This window comes from Mesorhizobium sp. CA16 (assembly GCF_020165175.1).
Classification (GTDB): Bacteria; Pseudomonadota; Alphaproteobacteria; order Rhizobiales; family Rhizobiaceae; genus Mesorhizobium.
Genome location: NZ_JAIUHP010000002.1, coordinates 328743 through 344016, shown reverse-complemented (window position 1 = coordinate 344016; position 15274 = coordinate 328743). Strand labels below are relative to the sequence as shown.

General features: G+C 63.2%; 16 protein-coding genes. 5 read left to right on the top strand and 11 right to left on the bottom strand.

Going from position 1 to position 15274, the window contains the following annotated elements:
• Positions 1-237: 237 nt before the first annotated feature.
• Both LB525_RS05445 and LB525_RS05440 read left to right on the top strand, forming a co-directional pair.
• Positions 238-1176, top strand: a complete 939-nt coding sequence (locus LB525_RS05445; RefSeq protein ID WP_224543837.1) for a carbohydrate kinase family protein — start codon at positions 238-240, stop codon at positions 1174-1176.
• 42 nt (positions 1177-1218) lie between these two features.
• Entirely contained in the window at positions 1219-2136 is a 918-nt protein-coding gene (locus LB525_RS05440) for a pseudouridine-5'-phosphate glycosidase (protein ID WP_224543836.1), read from the top strand.
• A gap of 82 nt (positions 2137-2218) precedes the next feature.
• On the opposite strand, the gene LB525_RS05435 is transcribed toward LB525_RS05440, so the two are convergent.
• Positions 2219-2542 carry a TfoX/Sxy family protein gene (locus LB525_RS05435; protein WP_224543835.1) on the bottom strand — a complete coding sequence of 108 codons (324 nt, stop codon included), beginning with the start codon at positions 2540-2542 and terminating at the stop codon, positions 2219-2221.
• 89 nt (positions 2543-2631) lie between these two features.
• Between LB525_RS05435 and LB525_RS05430 the strand changes: the two genes are divergently transcribed.
• Entirely contained in the window at positions 2632-3129 is a 498-nt protein-coding gene (locus LB525_RS05430) for a GFA family protein (RefSeq protein WP_224543834.1), read from the top strand.
• Between the two features lie 78 nt (positions 3130-3207).
• The gene (locus tag LB525_RS05425; protein WP_224543833.1) at positions 3208-3600 is read left to right on the top strand and encodes a RidA family protein; all 393 of its coding nucleotides are present in this window, start codon (positions 3208-3210) and stop codon (positions 3598-3600) included.
• A 65-nt stretch (positions 3601-3665) separates the two neighbouring features.
• Here the strand turns inward: LB525_RS05425 and sufA are convergent, their stop codons facing one another.
• The 8 genes from sufA to LB525_RS05385 form a co-directional block, all read right to left on the bottom strand.
• A complete protein-coding gene (sufA, locus tag LB525_RS05420) occupies positions 3666-4046 on the bottom strand; it encodes a Fe-S cluster assembly scaffold SufA (RefSeq protein WP_140840198.1) in 381 nt (126 codons plus the stop codon).
• Positions 4047-4141: 95 nt separating this feature from the next.
• Positions 4142-4534, bottom strand: a complete 393-nt coding sequence (locus tag LB525_RS05415) for an SUF system Fe-S cluster assembly protein (RefSeq protein ID WP_140840200.1) — start codon at positions 4532-4534, stop codon at positions 4142-4144.
• Positions 4535-4539: 5 nt separating this feature from the next.
• Positions 4540-5781: a cysteine desulfurase gene (locus LB525_RS05410; protein WP_224543832.1), complete on the bottom strand. Its 1242-nt coding sequence runs from the start codon at positions 5779-5781 to the stop codon at positions 4540-4542.
• A gap of 104 nt (positions 5782-5885) precedes the next feature.
• On the bottom strand, positions 5886-7157 hold the full coding sequence (sufD, locus tag LB525_RS05405) for a Fe-S cluster assembly protein SufD (protein WP_224543831.1): 1272 nt from the start codon (positions 7155-7157) through the stop codon (positions 5886-5888).
• Positions 7158-7182: 25 nt separating this feature from the next.
• Positions 7183-7938 carry a Fe-S cluster assembly ATPase SufC gene (gene sufC, locus LB525_RS05400; RefSeq protein ID WP_224543829.1) on the bottom strand — a complete coding sequence of 252 codons (756 nt, stop codon included), beginning with the start codon at positions 7936-7938 and terminating at the stop codon, positions 7183-7185.
• 11 nt (positions 7939-7949) lie between these two features.
• Positions 7950-8633, bottom strand: a complete 684-nt coding sequence (locus tag LB525_RS05395; protein ID WP_224543828.1) for a hypothetical protein — start codon at positions 8631-8633, stop codon at positions 7950-7952.
• Positions 8630-10147 carry a Fe-S cluster assembly protein SufB gene (gene sufB / locus LB525_RS05390; RefSeq protein ID WP_224543826.1) on the bottom strand — a complete coding sequence of 506 codons (1518 nt, stop codon included), beginning with the start codon at positions 10145-10147 and terminating at the stop codon, positions 8630-8632. Before sufB ends, LB525_RS05395 begins: the two co-directional genes overlap by 4 nt.
• Positions 10148-10384: 237 nt before the next feature.
• Positions 10385-11545, bottom strand: a complete 1161-nt coding sequence (locus LB525_RS05385; RefSeq protein ID WP_224543824.1) for a cysteine desulfurase family protein — start codon at positions 11543-11545, stop codon at positions 10385-10387.
• A gap of 267 nt (positions 11546-11812) precedes the next feature.
• On the opposite strand from LB525_RS05385, the gene LB525_RS05380 reads away from it, so the two are divergent.
• Complete coding sequence (locus LB525_RS05380) at positions 11813-12487, top strand: alpha/beta hydrolase (RefSeq protein ID WP_095765174.1); 675 nt, start codon at positions 11813-11815, stop codon at positions 12485-12487.
• A gap of 27 nt (positions 12488-12514) precedes the next feature.
• Here the strand turns inward: LB525_RS05380 and LB525_RS05375 are convergent, their stop codons facing one another.
• Both LB525_RS05375 and LB525_RS05370 read right to left on the bottom strand, forming a co-directional pair.
• Positions 12515-13378 (bottom strand): phosphatase PAP2 family protein, encoded by an 864-nt coding sequence (locus LB525_RS05375; RefSeq protein ID WP_224543822.1) that lies wholly within the window; start codon positions 13376-13378, stop codon positions 12515-12517.
• Between the two features lie 42 nt (positions 13379-13420).
• On the bottom strand, positions 13421-15064 hold the full coding sequence (locus LB525_RS05370) for an ArnT family glycosyltransferase (protein ID WP_224543821.1): 1644 nt from the start codon (positions 15062-15064) through the stop codon (positions 13421-13423).
• Positions 15065-15274 lie beyond the last annotated feature (210 nt).

Below are 15274 nucleotides of genomic sequence, written 5' to 3'. Positions count from 1 at the left end.
TCCCTGCTTGTTTTGTACCTTTTTTGTTCTCATTTGGCAAGAGGCAACAAATATCTGAAAAATAATCAATATCTGGATTTGTTCTATTTTTGTCTCACCAGGGCTGGTGCAGAGTGCAACCACGGGTCCAGAAGAGATTTCGATACCCGGCCGTCCGAATCGCGACCCCGATTGCAGGGCGGCGCGCAGAAACCTAGTGTGCGCGGCCGCACGATCAACGAAAGTCATCGACCCGAAATGTCGACATCCCCAACAATCCTGGCGCTTGGCGGCGCCCATATCGACCGGCGCGGCCAGGTCTCGGGCGTCTATGTGCCCGCGGCTTCGAATCCCGGCATCATGCGCGAGGACGTCGGCGGCGTGGTTTTCAACGCGCTGCGCAGCGTGGTGAAGCGCGGCGTGTCGGCCTCGCTGATCTCGGTGCGTGGCGGTGACGCTGCGGCGGACACAGTCGCCTCGGCGATCGACAACGCCGGGATAACCGACCTTTCGGTGGTGTTCCTCGACCGAACGACGCCAAGCTACACGGCGCTGATCGATGCCGAAGGCGAGTTGATCGTCGGGCTTGCCGACATGGCGCTCTACGATCTTGCCTTCCCCAAACAAATAAGGCGCGCCAAGGTGCGCGAGGCGATCGCCGCCACCGACGCCATCCTGTGCGACGCCAACCTGCCGACGGCCGCGCTGGAGCGTCTGCTGGCGCTTGCCGGCGGCCGGCCGGTCTTCGCCATCGCCGTCTCGCCGGCCAAGGTCGTCCGCCTGGCGCCGCTGCTCGACAACCTGTCGCTGCTCTTCATGAACCGCCGCGAGGCCGCCGCGCTGGTCGGCGCGGAGCCATCCGGCGAAACGCTCGTCGACGCGCTCCGGCGGGCTGGCCTGAACGCCGGCGTGGTCACGTCCGGCAGCGCTCCGGTGCTGGGCTTCGACGATACCGGCATCTTCGAGATCGACCCGCCCGCGCCGCGCAAGGTGGCCGACGTGACCGGCGCCGGCGACGCCTTGACCGGCGCAACCGTCGCCGCCTTGTTGCGCGGCCTGCCGCTGCGCGCAGCACTACGCGAAGGCCTTGCCGCGGCGATGCTCGCCATAGAGAGCCCGCGGGCCGTGCCGTCCTTCACGATCGCCACCTTCACGCAGGCGCTTGCCCTTGTGCCGGAGCCGCGGGAAGTGGCATAGGGCCACCACTGCCGAAGCAATCCGTTCGGATCGGAGACAGCCATGACGCCTGATACCGCCCGCCCCTTCGTCGATATCCATCCGCCGGTGGCGGAGGCGCTTGCCGCCGGCCGGCCCGTGGTGGCGCTGGAAAGCACCATCATCACCCACGGCATGCCCTACCCCGACAATGGCGCCATGGCCGCCAAGGTCGAGCAGATCATCATCGATGGCGGCGCGGTACCGGCGACGATCGCCGTGGTCGAGGGCCGTATCAAGATCGGCCTCTCCGACGGCGAGCGCGAATCGCTTGCCATGACCGGTGACGCCATGAAGCTGTCGCGCGCCGATCTCGGTTTCGCGGTCGCTCAAACGCGCACCGGCGGCACCACGGTCGCCGCCACCATGATCGCCGCGCATATGGCCGGCATAAAAGTGTTCGCCACCGGCGGCATTGGCGGCGTCCACAAGGGCGCTGAGAAAAGCTTCGATATCTCGGCCGACCTCGACGAGCTGGCGCGCACGCCGGTCATCGTCGTCTCGGCCGGCGCCAAGGCGATTCTCGACATCGAAAAGACGCTGGAAGTGCTGGAAACGCGCGGCGTGCCAGTTATCGGCCATGACTGCGAGACGATGCCCGCCTTCTGGTCGAGGCAGTCGCCCTTCCGCGCACCGCTGACCCTTCATGCGCCGGAAGACATCGCGCATTTCTACCGAACGCGCCAAGCGCTGGGCCTGGGCGGCGGCATCCTCGTCGCCAACCCGGTGCCGCAGAATGACGAAATCCCGGCCGCCGAGATGGACGGCTACATCCAGGCCGCGCAAAAGGCGGCCGAGGCTCTCAACGTCACCGGCAAGGCCGTGACACCGTTTTTGCTGTCGAAAGTTCTGGAACTGACCGGCGGCCGCAGCCTCAAGACCAACATCGCGCTAGTCGAGAACAATGCGCGGCTGGCGGCGGAGATCGCCAAGGCGTTGTAGAGCGTTCAGGTTGCGGCAGCCCGGCCAACTGCAATGGCCGAGTTCCTTCACACCCCCTCTGTGCCGCCACCATTTCTAACTTTCACTTCCCCGCCCTTCGTCCCGCTTCATAAGCCCGCCGCGCCCACACCGCCATTTCATCGGGATCGTCGAAGGCATCGTCCGGCACGCTCCAATAGGGCATCGTCACCTCCTTGCCGTGGCGCGAGCCGGTATAGGTCCATTGCTTGCAGCCGGCGGCTTCGAAGTCGGGAATTGTTTCCTCGTCCGCCTTGAGCATCAGCTCGCCACGCACGACGACCGCGACAATGACGCCGTCGCAATAGATGCCCTTGCCGCCGAACAGTTTTCGGATGGCGATCGGTCCAAGGCTTTCGAACAGTTCTTCAAGACGCGCATTATCCATGCCGCGATCATCTCATCCGTCATCGGCCTTGTCATCGCCGCAACCAAAAGCATGCTGACAGGTTGAAATCTGAAAACGGAGTTCCCGCCATGCCTGTCCTGCTCAAAGGCTCCTGCCGCTGCGGCGCCGTCCGCTTCGAGGTGGAGAGCCACACGCCCGTGCCGTTCATGCTCTGCTACTGCTCGATCTGCCGCAAGCAGCAGGGCGGCGGCGGCTTCGCCATCAATCTCGGCGCCGACTACGAGACGCTTGATATAAGGGGCAAGCGCAGCCTCGGCGTCTATCGCGCCGAAATCGAGGATGACGAGCATCCGCATTGCGAGGTCTCGACCGGCGAGCGCAATTTCTGCCGGAAATGCGGCGCAGCACTCTGGCTCTACGACCCGACGTGGCCAAACCTCGTTCACCCCTTCGCTTCGGCGATCGACACCGACCTGCCGAAACCGCCGGAGAAAGTGCATCTGATGCTGAAATACAAGGCGAACTGGGTCGAGCCGGTCGTCGGCAAGAACGACAAGGTATTCGACATCTATCCGGAGGAATCGATCGCCGACTGGCACAGGCGGACTGGGATGTGGGTTGATTAGGGCAATTCCAGCAAAGCTGCGCAGCGGTTTTCCGCCCGGAATTGTATTGAGACAATTATCTGGCGACAGGAGACCGAAATGAACCTCACGACGCACAAGAAATTCAAAGGCGATCGTTTGATGCCTTGGGGCAAGGGCACGGTCGTCTCGGACGCCAAGGGATATGTTTTTCTGTCCGGCAACACCGCCACCGTCGACGACTACGATCCGTCGAAACACCAAGGCGGCGCTGTCGGCGACGCGGCAACGCAGTGGCGCGAAATCCTGGCCAACATCAAGTCGGACCTGGAGGAACTTGGCAGCTCGCTTGACCACCTGGTCAAGGTGACGTTCTACGTCAAAGGGCCTTTTCCGTCCGGCGGCGTCCTCAGCTCACCCAACTTTCGTCTGGACGTGCTGGACGAATTCTTTGCCGAACATTGCCCCGCCGCCATCGGAAGTGATCGGTGTCGCCGCCCTGGCGCAGCCTGACCTCGTCGTCGAGCTTGTGGTCATCGCCGCGCTGCCGGACTGAGTGGAAGCGCTGGCGGGCCTGGTCAGGCCGAGGCGCGTGCCTCGGCAAGCGCCTTGAGGTCGGCAGGCTTCAGCTCGACGGATTCGCCGCAGCCGCAGGCCGAGCTCTGGTTCGGATTCTTGAAGGTGAAGCCGGTGCGCAGCGTCGTCTGCTCGAAATCCATCTCGGTTCCGAACAGGAAGAGCGCGGCTTCCGGCGCGACATAGACATGCGCGCCGTCGCGCTCAATATGGTCGTCCTTGGGATTCGGCTCGGTCACAAGGTCAACCGTGTACTCCATGCCGGCGCAACCGCCCTTCTTGATGCCGAGCCGGATGCCATGCGCGCTATCGCGCGCAGCCACGATCTCGCGCACGCGGTCGGCGGCCTTTTCGGTCATCGTGATGACGGCGAAGCGTCCCATGTTTTTCCTTCTCCATTCCATGCAGGTTCAAGGCCTGCCCGAATGATTCTCACCTAAAATGGTGAAGTTTTACAACTGGCGCAAGGATGTAGGCCTCAATACCATCCGACCGCGACCTGCGCCTCTTCCGACATGCGGTCGGGAGTCCATGGCGGATCGAATACCATGGCGACCTCGACGCCGGACACGCCCTCGACGGCGCCGACGGCGTTCTCGACCCAGCCCGGCATCTCGCCGGCCACCGGGCAGCCCGGCGCGGTCAGCGTCATGTCGATCTTGACTGACCGGTCGTCCTCGATATCGATCTTGTAGACGAGGCCTAGCTCATAGATGTCGGCCGGAATTTCCGGGTCGTAGACGGTCTTCAGCGCCGAAACGATGTCGTCGGTCAGCCGCGCCAGCTCGTCGGCGGGGATCGCCGAGGCCGAAACGATGCCGTTGGCGACCGTTTCCGGCGCTTTTTCTGCGGTGGTGCTCACGTCGTCCATCATCGTCACCCGAAGAACTTTCGCGCCTTTTCCAGCGCCTCGGCCAAAGCGTCCACTTCGGCCCTGGTATTATACATGCCGAACGATGCCCTGCATGTGGAGGTGACGCCGAAGCGTTTCAACAGCGGCTGGGCGCAATGCGTTCCGGCCCGGACCGCGACACCTTGCCGATCGATCACCATCGACACGTCATGCGCATGGATACCCTGCAATTCGAACGAGATGATGGCGCCCTTGCCGGGCGCGTCGCCGAAGATGCGCAGCGAGTTGATCGCCCGCAGGCGCTCATGCGCGTACGCCTTGAGGTCCGCCTCATGCGCGGCGATGCGCTCGCGGCCGACCTTCTCCATATAGTCGAGCGCGGCGCCCAGGCCGATCGCCTGGACGATCGGCGGCGTGCCGGCCTCGAAGCGGTGCGGCGGCTCGTTGTAGGTGACGATGTCTTCCGTCACTTCCTCGATCATTTCGCCGCCGCCCATGAAAGGCCGCATCTCTTCCAGCCTGTCCTTCTTGCCGTAGAGCACGCCGATGCCCGATGGGCCATAGACCTTGTGGCCGGTGAAGACGAAGAAATCGCAGTCGAGGTCCTGCACATCGATCGGCATGTGCACCGCGCTCTGGCTGCCGTCGACGAGGACAGGAATTCCACGCGCATGCGCGATGCGCACGATCTCCTTGATCGGCGTCACCGTGCCCAGCGCATTGGACATATGGGTGATGGCGACCAGCTTGGTGCGGTTGCTCAGGCGCTTTTCGAATTCCTCGATGTGGAAGGCGCCGAGATCGTCGACCGGCACCCAGACGAGCTTCGCGCCCTGCCGCTCGCGGATGAAATGCCACGGCACGATGTTGGAGTGGTGCTCCATGATCGAAAGCACGATCTCGTCGCCCTCGCCGATCCGCGGCATGCCCCAGCCATAGGCGACGGTGTTGATCGCCGATGTGGTGTTGGAGGTGAAGACGATGTCATCGGTGCTCGGCGCATTGAGAAACCGCCGCACCGACTTGCGCGCATTCTCATAGGCATCCGTCGCGGCGTTCGACAGGAAATGCAGGCCGCGATGCACGTTGGCGTATTCCTGGGAATAGGCGTGCTGGATGGTGTCGAGCACCACCTGCGGCTTCTGCGCCGAGGCGCCGTTGTCGAGATAGACCAGCGGCTTGCCATAGATCTGGCGCGACAGGATCGGGAAGTCGCGGCGGATCGCCTCGACGTCGTATGGTATGGTTTCGATCTTCTGGTCCATCTCGAAGTCCTTGTCGGCCGAAGCCGCGATCCTTCCAGCACCCCTCATCCGTCTTGGCGCTTCGCGCCAATCCACCTTCTCCCGCAAGGGGAGAAGGATAGGCGCTAGCCGTGCGTCGAAAACCAGCCGTCGAGCCGCGCTTCCAGCGCTTCGACCAGCGCCTCGTCGTCCAGTTCCTCGATCACTTCGGCGACGAACGCCTTCACCAGGAGACCCCGCGCCGACTTCTCGTCGATGCCGCGCGCCATCAGGTAGAACAGATGGTCGTGGTCGATCTCGGTGACGGTGGCGCCATGGCCGCAGACGACGTCGTCGGCGAAGATCTCCAGCTCCGGCTTGGTCGAGAACTCGCCGTCATCCGACAGAAGCAGCGTGTTGCAGGCCATCTTGGCGTTGGTCTTCTGGGCGTATTGATGCACATTGATGCGGCCCTGGAAGACGCCGCGCGCCTTGCCGGTCACCACGTTGCGGATCACTTCGGTCGACGTGGTGTGCGGCACGGCATGGTCGAGCACCATGGTCACGTCGGTGTGGGTGTCGCCGGCGAGAAGATTGATGCCGCGCAATTTGAAGTCGGCGCCCTCGCCTGTCGTCCTGACGACGACCTCCTGGCGAACAAGCTTGCCGCCGGCGTTCATCACGAACAGCGTCAGCTTGGCGTCCTTGCCGATATGCGCCTTGAACTGGGCGAGATGCGTGGCCGTGTCCGGCTGTTCCTGCACGATCAGCCAGGTCACTTCCGCACCGTCGCCGACCACGAGCTGGCTGACCGAAGAGGCGAGCGCCACGTCGCCCTCGCCTGCCTGGCGCTCGACGACAATCGCCTTCGCGCCGGCGCCGACACGCGCCAAGAGCCGCACATGCGACTGGCCGCCGGCCTGCAGGTTCTGCAATTCGATCGGCTTTTCCAGCTCGGCCCCGTCGGCGATCTCGACGAAATAGCCGTCGGCGACGAAAGCCGTGTTCAGCGCGCCGATCGCGTCGTCGCTGCCATAGGGATCCAGGCCGGGCGCCACGCTGCCGTCGGTCAGCTTTTCCGACAGGCGCTGCACCGTGACGCCTTCGATCTCCGGCAGCTTCGTCTGCGAGACGCCGTTCAGCACCGGCAGCACGGCCGAGCCTTCAAGAACCGGCGCAAGCGCCTTGACGACGGCGCCGGCCTCGAAAGCCGGCACCGACGTCAGCAGCCGGCGCAGGTCCGTATAATGCCAGGATTCGACGCGGCGCGTCGGCAGGCCGTGCTTGATCGCCTCGATCGCATCGTCGCGCTTGACCATCACCGCGCCGTCGCCGGGCAGCAGCGACAGCCGTTCGCCGAAGGCGTCGATCAGCGCCGTCTCGGCCAAGGTCCGCTGGGGCTGTGCATGCATGTTCATGACTTTTGCCTCGACCGCTCCCATGTCACGCGGCTTGCCCGATCACGCCGGCATAGCCATTGGCCTCGAGATCGAGCGCCAGCGACTTGTCGCCCGACTTGATCACCTGGCCCCTGTAAAGCACGTGCACCGTATCAGGCACGATGTGCTCGAGCAGGCGCTGGTAGTGGGTGATGACGACGATGGCCCGGTCCGGCGAGCGCAGTGCGTTGACGCCGTCCGAGACGATCTTCAGCGCGTCGATGTCGAGGCCGGAATCGGTCTCGTCGAGCACGCAGAGTTTTGGCTCCAATAGCTTCATCTGCAGGATCTCGGCGCGCTTCTTCTCGCCGCCCGAGAAGCCGACATTGAGCGGCCGCTTCAACATGTTCATGTCCATGCTGAGCGAGGCGGCGGCGTCCTTCACCCGCTTCAGGAATTCCGGGATCTTCAACGGCTCCTCGCCGCGCGCCTTGCGCTGCTCGTTCATCGCCACCTTCAGGAATTCCATGGTCGCGACGCCCGGTATCTCCATCGGATACTGGAAGGCGAGGAAGATGCCGGCGGTGGCGCGCTCGGCCGGATCCATTTCCAGGATCGACTGGCCGTTATAGAGGATGTCGCCTTCAGTGACCTCATAGTCCTCGCGGCCGGCGAGGATATAGGAAAGCGTCGACTTGCCCGAGCCGTTCGGCCCCATGATGGCGGCGACCTCGCCGGCTTTCACCGTCAGATTCAGGCCGCGGATGATCTCGGTGCCGTCGTCGACGATGCGGGCGTGCAGGTTTCTGATCTCAAGCATTGTTCTTTTCTCTAGTTAACTCGCCAGGGGGTGAGGGCAAACTTCCCCTGATCGTCCAAGTGGATCCATTCACCGAACTCCATAGCCAAATCGATCACGTTGTGCACATAACTGTGCCGGACCTTAAGATCGCCGGATTTGCTCGCCTCAACGGGATCGACTTGGGTACGAAGCCTACGGCCATTTAGAAAAATTGATCCATCGACAAAGTAGAAGAACGTCATCCTGAAGTTGCCGGTGTAGTCACCACCAAACCGCTCTGCGGCTTGTCCGTGATCATAGTCGAAACCTAGCGATTTCAACCTATCGTACCAAGTAAGACAGGTTCCCTTTGCAGGCAGATAGTTGCTGACAAGGTGCAACGTATCCACGTCAAATCTATCTTCCCGCTTGGTAGCGGATTTGGTAGCCACGCTGGATAAACCACCCAGTGTACCGCTCACGTAGTCGGGCCATTCCCGCCATTCCCCCCACCACGAGGTGCTGTGAAAATAGCTTAGCTCAGATGCGTCTACGTCTGACCGGAAAGCGCAGAATTGACGCCAAATTTCCATGAAAATCCGTTCCCGGCCTCCGAAATCCGAGGCAGGTCTTCCAGCCAGGGACGAAAACCACGCAGCCATAGGAGATTCAACGTCTTGCTGAACCCCTTCCGAGTTTTGCAGTGCCGCCGTTTTACGGCCGAAGAGTTTCACCCCACGCTCCCCTCTAGGCTGATTCCGATCAGCTTCTGCGCCTCGACCGCGAACTCCATCGGCAGCTGCTGGATGACGTCCTTGACGAAGCCGTTGACGATCAGCGCGATCGCCTCTTCCTCGGGGATGCCGCGCTGCATGACATAGAACTTCTGGTCCTCGGAGATCTTCGACGTCGTCGCCTCGTGCTCGAACTTCGCCGTCGAATTCTTGGCTTCCATGTAAGGCACGGTGTGCGCGCCGCACTGGTCGCCGATCAGCAGCGAATCGCAATTGGTGAAGTTGCGCGCGTTGGTCGCCTTGCGATGCGCCGAGACCTGGCCGCGATAGGTATTCTGTGAGAAGCCGGCGGCGATGCCCTTGGAGATGATGCGGCTCGACGTGTTCTTGCCGAGATGGATCATCTTGGTGCCGCTGTCGACCTGCTGATAGCCGTTCGACACCGCGATCGAATAGAACTCACCGCTGGAATCGTCGCCGCGCAGGATGCAGCTCGGATATTTCCAGGTGATCGCCGAACCGGTCTCGACCTGCGTCCACGAGATCTTCGAGCGGTCGCCGCGGCAATCGCCGCGCTTGGTGACGAAATTGTAGATGCCGCCCTTGCCCTCGGCGTCGCCGGGGTACCAATTCTGCACCGTAGAATATTTGATCTCGGCATCGTCGAGCGCGATCAGCTCGACCACCGCAGCGTGCAGCTGGTTCTCGTCGCGCTGCGGCGCCGTGCAGCCCTCGAGATACGAGACGTAAGCCCCCTCCTCGGCGATGATCAGCGTGCGCTCGAACTGGCCGGTGTTCTTCTCGTTGATGCGGAAATAGGTCGATAGCTCCATCGGGCAGCGAACGCCCTTGGGCACGAAGACGAACGAGCCGTCGGTGAACACTGCCGAATTCAGCGTCGCGTAGAAATTATCGGAGGTCGGCACGACCGAGCCGAGATATTTTTTCACCAGCTCCGGATGCTCGCGGATCGCTTCCGAGATCGAGCAGAAGATGACGCCCGCCTGCGCCAGTTCCTTCTTGAAGGTGGTGACCACCGAAACGGAATCGAACACGGCATCGACCGCGACGCGGCCCGATTTGTAGAGGTTGTCGCTGGCTTCCTCGAGCTCCGAGGCATCGGTCTTCTGCACGCCGGCCAGGATTTCCTGCTCCTTGAGCGGAATGCCGAGCTTCTCGTAGACCTTGAGCAATTCGGGGTCGACCTCGCTCAGCGACTTCGGCCCCGGCGTGCTCTTCGGCGCGGCGTAGTAGTGGATGTCCTGGAAATCGATCTTCGGATAGTGGACGCGCGCCCAGGTCGGCTCTTCCAGCGTCAGCCAGCGGCGATAGGCTCCCAGACGCCATTCCAGCATCCAGTCCGGCTCATCCTTCTTGGCCGAGATGAAGCGAATGATGTCTTCGCTAAGGCCCTTGGGGGCCTTGTCCATCTCGATCTCTGTCTGGAATCCATATTTATACTGGTCGACGTCGATCTTTCGAACCCGATCGATCGTCTCCTGCACAGCAGGCATAAGCGTTCTCCATCCACGCCGGGGTCAAGGCCCGGCAGTTTTCAAACTATGGCACCGCCGAAATCGCGTCCCAGGGAGGGACTCGCGGCGGAGTAAGCTCCATATAGTGCGTGTCCGCCGGAAATTCACCCGGCCAGGACAAAACGCACGGCTCTACCAGGCCCTAAAGCCTGAATTCTTGTTCAGGCAGCGGAAATCCGAGAACCGCAAGGCGTTTCTCGCTCCGATGCTCCGCCGTCAGGCGGCTTCTTCCTTGCCCGCGCGGCGGGCGACGATGCCGGCCAGTGCCGCCCGGAACGCCGCGATATCGTCGGCGCCGGTCGCACGGCCGATCGAGACGCGCAAGGCGCCCAGGCTGTCGCCATGCCCCATCGCCTTCAGCACATGGCTTGGCCCGACCTTTCCCGACGAGCAGGCTGAACCCGCAGACAGCGCGACGCCGGCGAGATCGAAAGCGATCTGCGCCGTTTCGGCCTTGATGCCGGGAATAGCGAAGAATGTCGTGTTGGCAAGCCTGAGAGCGCCATTTCCGAAGATTTCCGCGTCCGGCGCGAGGTCGCGCACGATCGCCTCGACCTCGTCGCGCCGGCTCGCGATAGCGTCCATGTCGGGGAGACCGGCCAGCGCGACACGCGCCGCGGCGCCGAAACCGGCGATCCCGGCGACGTTTTCCGTGCCGGCGCGGTGGCTCTTCTCCTGGCCGCCGCCATTGATCAGCGGGCGCGGCATCATCAGGTCGGATGCGGCCACGATCGCGCCGACGCCCTTCGCGCCGCCGATCTTGTGCGAGGACAGGATCAGATAATCGGCATAAGGAATTGACATATCGAGCGGAATCCGCCCGGCAGCCTGCACGGCGTCGACGACCAGCACCCCGCCGGCGGCCTTGACGATCTCGCCGATGCGCCCGATCGGCTGGATAACGCCGGTCTCGTTGTTGGCGGCGTGGATCGCCACCAGCGGCAGACCAGCGGCCTTGTCATGCGCGCCGAGCGCGGCGGCCAGCGCCTCGAGATCGGCAATGCCGTTCGGGTCGACGCCGATCTTCGTCACCCGCGCCGCCGCGAAGCGTCCACCATTCAGGATGCAGGGATGGTCGGCTTCGGAGACGAAGAGATGGCTCATACGGATCGATCCGCGTCCCATCTGCCAGTCGGGCGTAAGCAGCGTCGAGGTGGCTTCGGTGGCGCCGGACGTGAAGACGATATGCTCAGGCCTGGCGTTGACCAGCCGCGCCACGTCGCGGCGCGCGTCCTCGACCAGCCGGCGCGAGGCCCGCCCTTCCGTGTGGACCGATGACGGGTTGGCAGCATCGAGCGCGGCGACCATCGCTGCCCGCGCTTCCGCAATGAGCGGCGCGCTGGCGTTGTAGTCGAGATAGGCGCGGATTGCGGCCATTTTCGCTCAGTTCGTCCTTCCGCCGACTATCCCGCGAGGATAGCGCGTTATTTCCTTGAAATTGCAAGGCAAGCCGTCCTATTTACCCGGCTTGCGGCGCGGGCGGCCGGACCATAGGGTTTCGGCCTCCCAGTTTTGAACAATTCTAAACTAGCTTCTAGGAACACGCTCGCCCGGCGTCAAGGCCACAGAAGATGTGGGGCCGCGGGTGAGTCGGGATCAGGAAAGTTCCGGGCGAGCGCATTCATATGCCATGTGGAGTATTTTATGCCTGAGGTCATTTTCGCCGGTCCGGCTGGTCGCCTGGAGGGACGTTATCAGCCCTCGAAGGAAAAGAGCGCCCCGATCGCCATCGTGCTGCATCCGCACCCGCAATTCGGCGGCACGATGAACAACAAGATCGTCTACGACCTCTTCTACATGTTCCAGAAGCGCGATTTCACCACGCTGCGTTTCAATTTCCGCGGCATCGGCCGCAGCCAGGGCGAGTTCGACCATGGCACCGGCGAATTGTCGGACGCGGCCGCCGCGCTCGACTGGGTGCAGTCGCTGCATCCGGATTCGAAGAGCTGCTGGGTCGCCGGCTATTCCTTCGGCGCATGGATCGGCATGCAGCTCCTGATGCGCCGCCCCGAGATCGAGGGTTTTATTTCGGTCGCGCCGCAGCCCAACACCTACGACTTCTCGTTCCTGGCGCCCTGTCCGTCGTCCGGCCTCATCATCCATGGCGATGCCGATAAGGTGGCGCCGCCGAAGGATGTGCAGGGCCTGGTCGACAAGCTGCACACACAAAAGGGCATCACCATCACGCAGAAGACGATCCCGGGCGCCAACCATTTCTTCGCCAACGATTCCGAGCTGCTGATCCAGGAGTGCGCCGACTATCTCGACCGTCGCCTGGCGGGCGAGCTGGCCGATCCGAGACCGAAGCGGCTGCGCTAAGCGCGGAAGGCCGCCAGTCAGGGCGTCTTAAGGAATCTGGGTTTGATCGACTCCGGCCTCGACCGTATTGGCTGTCGAAGCCCTGCCTCTTGGCGCGCGGAACGGTCCTAGTCGGAATGTCCGCTTGCGCACCGGCAGCTTCGAACCGGTCTGGCCGAAGATGAAGCCGAGCCGGGCAAACACCAGCCCCGATAGCACCGCGAACGCCAGCCCGAGCCCGAAGCCCGCGACCGTGTCGCTGGGATAATGCGCACCGACGAAGATGCGTGTCGAAGCGATGCAGGCGGTGATCGCCAGCGCGATATACCAGCGCCGCGGGAACAACAGCAGCAGGATGCCGAAGACGGCGCCCATCGTCGTGGCATGGCCGGACGGGAAACCGGCAAAGCGCGCGTCCATGGCGAAAGGATGCAGCGACAGGACGCCGAAGCTGTCGAAATAAAGCGGCCGGGCGCGGCCGATTCCGTATTTCAGCACGTTGACCGCAAGACCGGACAGGCCGACGGCGCATAGCACCAGGAACGCGAAACACGTCCAGTTGTAGACGATCATCCGGCCATGCCGGGACAGGCCGCGCCAATCCGTCAGATTGGCGGCGACGAGGCAGAGTGCCGCTGGAATGAGATACCAGCCGCCGAGGCCAAGCTGCGTGAAGAAATCGGTGAAGCGCGCAAAGCCGGAGGACCATTGGCCGCGCATCTCGCCCGCGCTGATATCGAGGCGCAGGAAAGTCGCAACGGTGAGCAATATCCAGGCTATGAGCCAGACGCTCCACAGAATTCGCGGATAGCGTGCCGGCCGCACGGCAAAGCGTCGCCTCACGATCGACATCGTGTCGCGGAAATTGCCGAGCGAGCGGCGGTAGAGGGCAAGGGGCGGCGCGGCGGACATGGCTGGGCGCTTATAGGGACATTCGATGCCCGACGCTATTCATCACGGCGCCACCCGGTAAAGCCCGAGCGACAGCTTGTCTCCCGACGAATAGTTGATGCCGTCAATTTCGGTCAGCCGCTTCGCCGACTTGCCTTGAGCGGTCAGCACGTCGGTAAGCTTCTGCTCGTCCTTGATCGGCGCCAGCCCAAGCGCGCAGGATGGATCGGCGAGCAGATGTTGCCCCACGCCCTCGATGTCGGTCAGCACGGTCTTGGTGCCGACCAGGAAGACCAGGCTCGGCTCCTGGAACTTCGCCGAGGCAAGCACCGTGGTGTCGCAAGGCCGGTTGGCGTCGACAGCGGCCTTGACGGCGGGGCTGAGCCAGATCGGTTTCAGCGACGGCGCGATCACGCCGAACAGCAAGCTGAAGGTGATGCCGGCGCCGACCGCGATGGCCGCGATGCGCGGCAGCGGCACCTGCAACTGCCTGGGGAAGGCAAGATAGCCGGTGACCAGAGCGGCGATCGCCGCCGGTATGCTCCACCAGGAGAAAGTCTTGGCGAGGTAAAGTGGCGCGCCGACGCAGACCACGGCAAGACCGATCGCCACCACGGCGAGGCCGAAGGCCGTCGCCCACCACAGCCATGTCTGCCAGCGCTTCAGCGGCGCGTTGGCCTTGTCCGCCGGCAAGGTGAGCAGCCAGCCGACCAGAAGCGCCATGCCCGGATAGGCCGGCAACACGTAATGCGGCAGCTTGGTCGGGATCGCCTCGAACACCAGCCAGAACGGGATGTACCAGGCCAGGCAGAAGCGCAGCCGCGGATCGTCCCAAAACCGGTTGATAGCCTGGAGCCCGGCGCCGACCGCAATCAGCCCGAAGGGCCAGATGAACAGCGAATAGGTCAGCATGTAGAAGCCGGGCGGCAGGCCGTGCGATTCCTCGCCTTGCGCCACCTTGTTCAGCATGTCCTTGCCGACCGCTTCCTGGAAGAAGGCCCCGCCGCTCTTCCAGGTGATGAGGATAAGCCACGGCAGCACGATCGCCAGCACGATGCCGACGCCGCGCACCAGCTTCATCTTGAGGAGCCAGCGCCAGTCGCGGTCGAAGGCAAAGAGGGCAGCCGCGGTCAGCAGCGACAAAAGCGGTGAAACCGGGCCCTTGATGAGGATGCCGAATCCTTGCGCGATCCAGAAAATCCACGGCAGATGCCCGGGAACCGGATCGTTGCGCTTGGCTGCCCAATACACCTGCGCCAGCGCGCCTTGCGCTATCACGCAGCAAGCGAGAAGCATGGCATCGGTCTTGGCGTCGCGCCCCTCGAAGGCGGTGGCGAAGATCGCCGCCATCATTAGGCCGGCGGCCAGCCCGGCATTGGCGCCGAAGAGTTTTGTCCCGGTCCAGCCGATGCCGACGACAGCGAGCGCGATGCCCAGCATCGAGACCAGGCGATAGACCCAGATCGGCGCCGCGGCCCCCTCGCCGCTCAGCGCGACCGCCGCCGACTGCAGCCAATAGATGCCGATCGGCTTCTTGTAGCGCGTGACATCCTGCAGGCGGATATCGACATAGTCGCCGGTCTCGACCATCTGCTTGGTCGACTGGACGAAACGGGATTCATCGCGGTCGACCGGCGGCAGGCTTGCCAGCCCGCTGACGGTCATGACGATGCTGAACAGAAAGAGGATGAGGGTGTTCCTGTTCATCGCGGGAGCTTTTCCGATCTGAAACTGCGGGATGGCCCCGTCGCGGTGCATGGCGCCGTGTCTTTGCGCGGCGCCTCATTACGCCAGCAAAAAGGGCGAAGCAAGGATCGCGACGTCACCCGGGGCAGACGCAAAACCGGAAACCACTTTTGCTGATCGCGTGTTTGTTGGTTGAAGCGCGATCGGACGCAAAACCGGAAACCACTTTTG